General features: G+C 70.2%; 12 protein-coding genes and 1 pseudogene. 11 read left to right on the top strand and 2 right to left on the bottom strand.

Annotation, left to right across the window (positions count from 1 at the left end):
- The first annotated feature begins 448 nt into the window (after positions 1-448).
- The 5 genes and pseudogenes from AC08OU_RS15735 (at position 449) to AC08OU_RS15715 (ending at position 3138) form a co-directional block, all read left to right on the top strand.
- On the top strand, positions 449-847 hold the full coding sequence (locus AC08OU_RS15735) for a PaaI family thioesterase (protein WP_476600800.1): 399 nt from the start codon (positions 449-451) through the stop codon (positions 845-847).
- 76 nt (positions 848-923) lie between these two features.
- Positions 924-1571, top strand: a complete 648-nt coding sequence (locus AC08OU_RS15730) for a TetR/AcrR family transcriptional regulator (RefSeq protein WP_462186921.1) — start codon at positions 924-926, stop codon at positions 1569-1571.
- 10 nt (positions 1572-1581) lie between these two features.
- A complete protein-coding gene (locus AC08OU_RS15725; protein ID WP_476600798.1) occupies positions 1582-1740 on the top strand; it encodes a hypothetical protein in 159 nt (52 codons plus the stop codon).
- 232 nt (positions 1741-1972) lie between these two features.
- Positions 1973-2449: pseudogene (locus AC08OU_RS15720) on the top strand (LLM class flavin-dependent oxidoreductase); the annotation flags it as partial.
- Between the two features lie 92 nt (positions 2450-2541).
- Positions 2542-3138, top strand: coding sequence for an LLM class oxidoreductase (locus tag AC08OU_RS15715; RefSeq protein WP_476600802.1), 597 nt, complete (start codon positions 2542-2544; stop codon positions 3136-3138).
- On the opposite strand, the gene AC08OU_RS15710 is transcribed toward AC08OU_RS15715, so the two are convergent.
- Positions 3135-3425 carry a TetR/AcrR family transcriptional regulator C-terminal domain-containing protein gene (locus AC08OU_RS15710; protein ID WP_462186917.1) on the bottom strand — a complete coding sequence of 97 codons (291 nt, stop codon included), beginning with the start codon at positions 3423-3425 and terminating at the stop codon, positions 3135-3137. The genes AC08OU_RS15715 and AC08OU_RS15710 overlap by 4 nt on opposite strands.
- 105 nt (positions 3426-3530) lie before the next feature.
- On the opposite strand from AC08OU_RS15710, the gene AC08OU_RS15705 reads away from it, so the two are divergent.
- From AC08OU_RS15705 to AC08OU_RS15690, 4 genes are all read left to right on the top strand, one after another.
- Complete coding sequence (locus AC08OU_RS15705; RefSeq protein WP_462186928.1) at positions 3531-4115, top strand: MFS transporter; 585 nt, start codon at positions 3531-3533, stop codon at positions 4113-4115.
- Positions 4112-4294 (top strand): hypothetical protein, encoded by a 183-nt coding sequence (locus tag AC08OU_RS15700; RefSeq protein WP_462186916.1) that lies wholly within the window; start codon positions 4112-4114, stop codon positions 4292-4294. Before AC08OU_RS15705 ends, AC08OU_RS15700 begins: the two co-directional genes overlap by 4 nt.
- Positions 4294-4854: an MFS transporter gene (locus AC08OU_RS15695; RefSeq protein ID WP_476600794.1), complete on the top strand. Its 561-nt coding sequence runs from the start codon at positions 4294-4296 to the stop codon at positions 4852-4854. The genes AC08OU_RS15700 and AC08OU_RS15695 overlap by 1 nt, the downstream gene beginning before the upstream one ends.
- A 217-nt stretch (positions 4855-5071) precedes the next feature.
- A complete protein-coding gene (locus AC08OU_RS15690) occupies positions 5072-5299 on the top strand; it encodes a hypothetical protein (protein WP_476600792.1) in 228 nt (75 codons plus the stop codon).
- A gap of 365 nt (positions 5300-5664) precedes the next feature.
- Here the strand turns inward: AC08OU_RS15690 and AC08OU_RS15685 are convergent, their stop codons facing one another.
- Positions 5665-6501 (bottom strand): class I SAM-dependent methyltransferase, encoded by an 837-nt coding sequence (locus AC08OU_RS15685; RefSeq protein WP_476605209.1) that lies wholly within the window; start codon positions 6499-6501, stop codon positions 5665-5667.
- Positions 6502-7148: 647 nt separating this feature from the next.
- Between AC08OU_RS15685 and AC08OU_RS15680 the strand changes: the two genes are divergently transcribed.
- Positions 7149-7466: a hypothetical protein gene (locus AC08OU_RS15680; protein WP_476600788.1), complete on the top strand. Its 318-nt coding sequence runs from the start codon at positions 7149-7151 to the stop codon at positions 7464-7466.
- Between the two features lie 91 nt (positions 7467-7557).
- Complete coding sequence (locus AC08OU_RS15675) at positions 7558-8232, top strand: DUF1360 domain-containing protein (protein WP_476600786.1); 675 nt, start codon at positions 7558-7560, stop codon at positions 8230-8232.
- The last annotated feature ends 148 nt before the right edge of the window (positions 8233-8380 follow it).

The raw sequence follows: 8380 nt of genomic DNA, 5'->3' as shown, positions 1-8380 counted from the left end.
CAGGAACAACGAAGATCGCCATGGGTTGTGGGCGATTCATGGCACGTATCGAAGCGTGCCACATCAGGTCACAGCAGGCCACGCCGAGCCAACATTACGCACAGTTACCAAACTGGCTGGGGTCTCACGCCCACCCCGGTTAACTTCGAAGACCCACGAAAACCCCGCCGCAACCCCTATTCACGACATACCGCCGACCTCCTACACACCACGCCCAGCGGATAGCCATCGCTTCGCACCGGATTCAGGCGAGCAGCGAGGCGAAACCAGTGGCTCAGCCGACCGCAGCCGGCCACGGCCCAGATCATCAGTCCGCCGCCGAGACCACTACCAATCGTGTCGTCACCCCTCCGCCACCCGCGCCCAGTCCCTGACGACCCACGAACCTCCCAAGGCCCACACTGCTTGGTAGGCACCCCGCCGGTAGGCACACCTTCCTGGAGAGCCGATGACGCCCGACATCGCCGTGGCCCGCGAGCTACTCGCCGCCCAGCCCTTCAGTCGGCTGCTCGGCGCCCGACTCAGCCGCTTCGAGGCAGGGGTGGCCGAGCTGACCATCCCACTCGGAGATCATCTGCGCCAGCAGCACGGCGGGGCGCTGAGCTACGCCGCCGACACGGCCCTCACCTTCGCCGCCGGCAGCATCGCGGGGGACGCCGTCCTGACCTCCGAGATGAAGATCAATTATATCCGGGGGGCGCGGGGCGACGAGCTCATCGCCCGCGCCGAGGTCGTCCATGCCGGTTCCACCCTGGTCACCGTGCGCTGCGAGGTCTTCGACCGCGGCGGGTACGGGGACGGGGAACGGCTCTGCGCCGTCGCGCTCGGCACCGTCGCGCGCCGCTGACCACCGGCACGCCCCTCGTGACGACCAGGCTTCCGTAGGCTCGAAGGAGTGTACGGCCGAGCCCCCGGAGGTGCACATGGCCAGCAGCGTGAAGACGGCGGACCGGCCGATGCGCTCGCACGCGCGCCGCAACCGCGAGCGGATCCTCGAGGTGGCCCGGGACGCCTTCGCCGGCAGCGACAGGGACATCTCCCTCAACGAGGTCACCAGGCAGGCGGGGGTCGGGATCGGCACGCTCTTCCGGCACTTCCCCAACCGGGACGCGCTGCTCGAGGCGCTGCTGCAGGACCGGGCCGCCGCGCTACTCGACGAGGTGGACCGGCTGCTGGACGCCCCGGACGCGGGCGCGGCACTGTTCGGCTGGCTTGACAAACTGATCGCACACATCGCGACCTACCGGGGGGTGGCCGCCAGGCTGCTCACCATGGTGCGCGACGAGGAGACGGAGCTGCACGCGTCCTGCCACTCCCTCGAGCAGGCGACGCTGGCACTCCTCGTCCGGGCCCAGCGGGCCGGCGACGTCCGGTCGGACGTGCGGATCGAGGAGGTGATCTCTCTCGTGACCGCTATCGGCTGGATCCGGGAACAGGCGCCGGAGCGGGCGGGCCACGCCCGGCCCCTACTCTCGATCATGACCGATGGCCTGCGGGTTCAGTCCGGGCCGACGACCGGTGATACCCCGAGGTCTTACAAAACGGAGCACCACACCGGTACGGTGTCATAGACGACGGATCATGACGGATCACCCGGGGGGAGGCGGTGCCATGGGCGGCGGCGTTCCCGCGCGCCACCGACGCCCGGCCGTTCCCGACGAGGCCGCGGATAGCACCGCGATGCGGGACGCTGAACCTGCCCGGCTGATTCCCGGCACGCACCACCTGGCACGGGCCTGACCGGCTATCTTGCCCCGCCTCGAAGGCGTCCGGCTGGCCGACATCCCGGCCGGTTACGTACCGGTTACGTATTAGGAGAACCGGTTACGCACCACAAGCGTATGCACCAGAAGGGAAGGACCTGGCGAGCGACGACACGGCGCCGGACGGCTCGGCGAGGAAGGGTCGGCTGCGGCTCGGGGCGTTACTGCACGGCGTCGGCGGCACCGTCGCCGGCTGGCGCCACCCCGACGTGCCGGCGGACGGGGCCATCGACTTCGACCTCTACCGGCGATGGATCCGCACCGCCGAGAACGGCCGCTTCGACCTCGTCTTCATCACCGACACCCTCTACGTCACCGCGGAGTCCACCCCGCAGTACCTGGCGCAGTTCGAACCGGTCGCACTGCTCGGCGCGCTCGCCGCGGCGAGCAGCCACATCGGCCTGGTCGGCACGATCTCCACCTCCTACAGCGAGCCGTTCGTCATCGCCCGCCAACTCGCCACCGTCGACCACATCAGCGCCGGCCGGGCCGGGATCAACATCGTGACCTCCGCGCCGGCGGGAACCGCGCTGAACTTCAGCCGCTCCGAGGAGGAGCACCCCGAACACGACACGTGCTACCGGATCGCGGCCCGTGGCCTGTGGGACTCCTGGGAGGACGGCGCCCTGCTCCGAGACAAGGAGTCGGGGGTGTTCTTCGACCGTGCGCGGCTGCACACCCTCGACCGCCGCGGGGAGTACTTCTCCGTGCGGGGACCGCTGAACATCGAACGGCCGCCGCAGGGCTACCTGATGATCTTTCAGGCCGGCCGACGGGTGTGCCCCTGCTGTTCATCGCGGTCACCGTGTTCGTCGCCCCGACCGAAGCGGCGGCCGAACGCCTTTACCAGGAGGTGGCCGGCCTGGTCAACACCGACGAGGCGCTGCGCTATCTCTCCCTCATCTTCGGTCAGCACGACTTCGGCGGCTACGACCTGGACGCCCCCTTCCCCGAGCTGGGTGAGATCGGCAACGACGGCTTCCAGGACAGCACCCGTCGGATCAAGCAGATGGCCCGGGAACGGGGGCTGACCTTGCGCCAGGTCGCGCTGGAGGCGGTGACCCCCCGCGGGGAGTTCATCGGGACGCCCGAGCAGATCGCCGACCGCATGCAGGAATGGTTCACATCCGGAGCCACGGACGGTTTCATGCTTCTGGAGGCGATGCCACGCGGTCTGGAGGCCTTCGTCGAGCTGGTGGTCCCGATCCTGCAGGAACGCGGGCTGACCCAGCGCGAGTACACCGGCGGAACCTTCCGTGAGTCCCTCGGTCTGCCGATCCCCCCCAACCGTTTCACGAAGCAGGACGTCGCAGCCGACCCCACCGGCCCAGACAGCCCAGATAACCCAGATAACCCAGATAACCCCGCCGGTTAGTCGACAGGGAGAGGACCGGGCGGCGGGTGGCTCGCCGCGAGCAGCGGACGCGAGCGGGCGGGTCGCGCGTGCCGGCGGGTCGCGAAGGCCCGCAGGAAGGTCCGCACGCCCATGCGTACGGCGTCGTCGAGGTCGACCGGGCGGATGGGCCGGGTGCCCAGCGCCGACAACGCCGGGAGGTCTCCGGCAACGAGCGACATGAACTGGCTCGCGGCGCTCTCGGGATCATCGACGTCGAGATGCCCGCGGTTCGCCAGCCGCGCGAGCCGTCCGGCCAAGGCGTTCACGACCGGCTGCCCCCGAGCGACACCACCTCGTCGTACAGGTCGGGCATGTGGGGGCCTCGGCGTACAGCAACCGCTGCAACGCCCAGCCCTCATCGCTGAGCTGGCATTCCAGGATCAACAGCCAGCACTGGAGCAGAACACCCCGGGAGTGCTCGGCCTCGTCCTCGCGGCGATCGTCGGCGCCGAGTTCATGCTTCAGCTCGACGGCACGATCGTCACCGTCGCGCTACTCGATCTTCAGACGGATCTGGGCCTGTCCGCCGGCTCGGCGACATACTCGGCCACCGCACCACCTTCATCGCGGGCACCAGCCTGCTCGCCGCCGCGTCCCTGCTCGCGGGACTCGCACCGGGCGTGGGCCTGCTGCTCACCGGCCGTGTCCTGCAGGGCGGCGGGGCGGCGCTGGCCGGCCCCGCGGGGCTCGCGCTGCTCGCGACGACCTTCAGCGGGGTGCGCCAGCAACGGGCGTTCGCCGTCTACTCGACGGTGACGGGGCTCGCGGCGTCCGCCGGCATGGTGCTCGGGGGGATCCTCACCGACCTCACGAACTGGCGGGGGACGCTGCTGATCAACGCTCCGATCGGCCTCGCCGTCGCGGTGCTCGCCGCCCGGGTGGTGCCCCCGCTCCTCGGGCGGCCAATCGGCCGGCCCTGGACCTCGCGGGGGCGGTCCTGTCGGTGCTCGGCATGACGGCCCTGGTGTTCGGCTTCGTGCGGGCCGCCGACTCGGGAGCCGTCGCGGGTCTGGCGGGCGGTGTGGTGGTCCTGGCGGGCTTCACGCTGCGGGAGTCGCCGGCGGCATCGCCCCTGCTCCCCCTGCGGGTGCTCACCCACCGGGCCGGGCGGGCGCGTTCGTCGACCTGCTGCTGATGGCGTTCGTGCTGACGAGCTTCCTGTTCTTCCTGACCCAGTTCCTCCAGCGGGTCCTCGACCTGGAGCCGCTCGTCACGGGGCTCGCGTTCCTGCCGTTCGGCGTGTCCCTGCTGCTGACCGCCCGATCCGTGCCCAGGATCCTCGCCCACCTGAACCCGCGGGCGCTGGCCCTCATCGGCTTCACCGTGATCATCCTGGCGATGCTCTGGCTCAGCCTGCTCGACGCCGGCAGCCGCTACGCCGTCGACGTCCTCGCCCCGATCATCCTGCTGGGCGCGGGCGCCGGGGCGGCCGTGGTGCCGCTCAACCTCATCGTCCTGTCGCAGACCGCTCCCGAGGATGTCGGTGTCACCTCCGCCGTGCTCCAGTCCGCGTTGTCGGTCGGCGGGTCCCTCGGCCTCGCCGTCCTGCTGACCCTGTTCACCGGCGCGGACGGCGTCGCCACGGGCGCCGCGCGCGCCTTCCTGGGCGGCGCGGTCATCACCGCGGTCGCCGTCCTGATCGGCCTCGCGGTCTGGTACCTGCCCGGACGCCGATCCGCCGACCCGGCCAGCTGAATCAGCGCGGCCCGGACCTCGTGGGTTTCGCCCTTCTCCGCGGTCCGGACTGTCGGTCCGGACTGTCGCCTCGATGCCGCCGTTCGGTTTCTCCGGCGGCACGGACGGACAGACGGACAGACGGACACGGACGGACAGATGGGTAAGAGCGGCCCGTGCGGGAACTGGTACTCCGAAGGATGCGTATCCGCAGACCCCGATGAAGGGAGCCGATCAAATGACCACGACAGCCGAGACCGGGAACGTCACCGGCACGAAGGACGCCCAGTACGACCTGCTGTGGTTCACGGAGAGGTGCCTGAGCAACGCGCTGCGGCTGGAGACCTACATCGGCGACGCCGAGCGCGACGGCGACCAAGAACTGGCGAGCCTGTTCCGCCGGGCGCAAAACGAGAGCCGCAAGGGCGCCGAGGAGGGCAAGCAGCTGCTACGCAACCGGCTCTGACCCGACCCCTCCCCACCTCCTCCGGTGACTTGCCCCGGTGACCTGCCTCCTCCGGTCCGATCAGCGCCTGGATGCTCCCCTTGCCCACCGGGCGCCCGGTACCCCGGGACGGCAGGTGACCGACCGCGGAGACGACCGACCGGTGTACGGTCCGCAGTGTCTTGCCGGTCGGTCGCCACGATCGCCGAGTGCGGTCTCGTCGGGTTTCCCGCACGGGTGCCATGGGCATCATCCCCGGTCAACCCCAACCGAAACCCACGAGGGAACTACGTACTGTAAGTAGATCGGGTAACGGGCGGATCAGGGTGACGGGCGGATCGGTCCGTGTGAGCGGAGCGCGCGAGGTGGCGCCAGACCATGTCGGGTTAGACCATGTCGGGGTCGGCCACGAGGAGGTCGGCCACGACGACGTGGCCGTTGCGCAGCGGCTGGCGGTGCCGGACCGGCACCGCCAGCCATCGGGCGAGCGTGAGCAGGTCGTCGTCGCGGCGGACGGTGAAGCCGTGGGCGGCAAGCATCCGACGCATCGCGGCGGGGGTCCATGCCGAGCGGTTGGGTTCGCGGGCCAGGGGATCGGGGCGCCGTGACACGATGGTTAGCACCCGTGCCGCCAGCCGGCCGAGAAGCGCCGAGAGCGTCGGCGTGTGGTAGTGAACGATCAGGCGGCTTCCCGGGGTCGAGCGCCCCGCGACGACCCGGGTCGTGGCGGCGACTTGGCCCCGGGTGAGGTAGGGCACGACACCCTCCCAGATCCAGACCGTCGGCACCGTCGGCCGATGCCCTACCGACGTCAGGGCCGCATCGAGGTCGTCGCGGCTGAAGTCCACCGGCACAAAGCGCGGTGTCGTTCCGGAACGCGGTGTCGTTCCCGGCGGCCCCGCCTCCCCGGGCCGATCCGCGTCTCCGAGCCGGTCGAGCTTGTCCCGCTGGGACGCCGGATGATCGACCTCGAATACGGCGACGGCGGCGAGCTCCGGCATCCGCCAGGGCCGCCCGTCCAGGCCCGCGCCGAGAACCACCAGTTGCTCCGCCCGCCGCACCCCCCGATCGCCGACGGCCTCACCCTCGGCCCCGCCGACGGCCTCCCGGAGGGCCTCGTCGATGGCGACGGTACGCGGCACCATCACCTCACCGCAGGCCCGCACCATCTCGAACTCGAGCCGCGCCCCCACCCCCGCGGCGGGACACCGCCGCGCACCCACTCGACAACGCCCCGTTCGTCGGCGCGCAGGAACATCATTGCTGTCGGATCGTCGAACCGGTCGATGGCGATGCGCCCGTGCGCAACGGCCCGCCCCTGGCACACCAGCACCACGGTCCGGCTCGCGCCCCCGTGACCGCCCATGGGCCGATGTGCCTGCACTCTTCCACGATTGCATGCCACTACCGCGGGGGCACCCACAGGCAAGAAGATGATCATCGGCCTGTCGTGCTCGCCATCGGCGGCCATGGCCGGGTGAGCGTGCTGGAAGCCGTGCACATCCACCTCGGCCTCAAGGCCCAGTCCCGCGCACCGCACGACGGCAGGCCGTTCACCGAAAGTGTCGATGGTTGCAGTGAAGCAGGCGGCATCGTGAATCGCGTGCACGACAACGCTGCCTCCGTACCCACTACAGTGGGCCGTCCGTTGCCGATCCACCCTGGTCACAGGGGGCGCGCCAGCATGCCCACCGAAGAGACCCACACCAGGTCCGGATGGCAGGATCACTCCAGGAGACCGTCGGCTTTCTCCCACCGTTACGTTCGTCGTTCCCGTCCCGCGCACCGTCTCCCCGGAAAGGGGCCAACACCCTGATGGCCGAGCAGTCCCCCCCGTCGCAGCATCGAGTCCTGGGCGCACGAGCTGCCTGTGAGCTTCGTGGAATGCCGCACCATGGGACATCGCTGGCAGCCCCACAGCGCCACCTGGGACCGTGAGGCCCGCGCCTACCACGTCATCCACGCCTGCGACCGCTGCCACACCCAGCGCAAAGCCTGGTGGACCCGCAACGGCGAGGTCACCGCCGCCGGCTACACCTACCCCGAGGGCTATCTCACCCGTGACGTCGGCTATATCGGAGCCGACGGCCGCGGCGTCCTGCGCACCGAGTACCTCACCCGCATGTTCAACACGACCACTCGGCGTGCCAGCGCGAACGGCCACGGGGACGCGGCGCCGGAGTCCTGAACGAGACCCGAACGAAACCCGGTCGACGACCCCGAAAGCTGCGGCAACCCTGAAAGCTGCGGCAAACTCGTCCGGGCCTGCCGACGAGAGCATGACCGTTCCTCCTGCCGCGCGGACCCGGGCGGTGGCACCCGGTGGCCTCCGCCGGGCCCGCCGTGGCGGCGGCCGGCGGGGCGTGCTCCGCCTAGTTACCGTCGGAGACGGTGGGCAGGCATCCGACATGACGCATACCCCGAAAACCGGTGTGCTGGCCCGCCTGACCAACACGGCGCGCCAGGAACAGAGCGAGTACGCGGGCGACGAGCCCCGCCCGCTGCGCGGCTATCTCGCCACCCTGTCGGCGTATAGCGGGTTGTGCGCGGCTCTCGGGCTGATCGGCCGGGTGTCCGGTGCGGTCCTGCCCGAGCGGTTCGCGGTCCCCGACCTGATTCTCGTCACGATCGCCACGCACAAGCTGAGCCGCATTCTCGCCAAGGACCCGGTGACAAGCCCGCTGCGCGCCCCCTTCACCCGCTTCCGCGGCACCGCGGGACCGGCGGAACTCGCCGAGGAGGTCCGCGAGCACCCCCCGGCCCGGCACAGCGTGGGTGAGCTACTCACCTGCCCGTTCTGCACCGCGCAGTGGGTGGCCACCGGCTTCGTCTTCGGCCTGGTCGTCGTGCCTCGGCCGACGCGGCTCGCCGCATCCGTCTTCACGGTGGTCACCGGCTCCGACCTACTTCAGCTTGTCTACGCGAACGCGCAACAACAGGCCACCAGGGGCTGACCATTCTCTCCCGGGTGATGGGTTGTTGCACCCAGATCACGGGAAATGGTGGCGCGGTGATGATGTGTGACGTGTGTACGCGCATGCGCACGCGCGTACACCTGCGCGTGCATACTCCAGAAGAATCGGGTCCGGTCCCATCGTAAGG

The sequence above is a fragment of the Frankia sp. CcMO1 genome (genome assembly GCF_977945845.1).
Note: the sequence above shows the minus strand (reverse complement) of the source record. Positions and strands in the feature narration are given on the sequence as shown.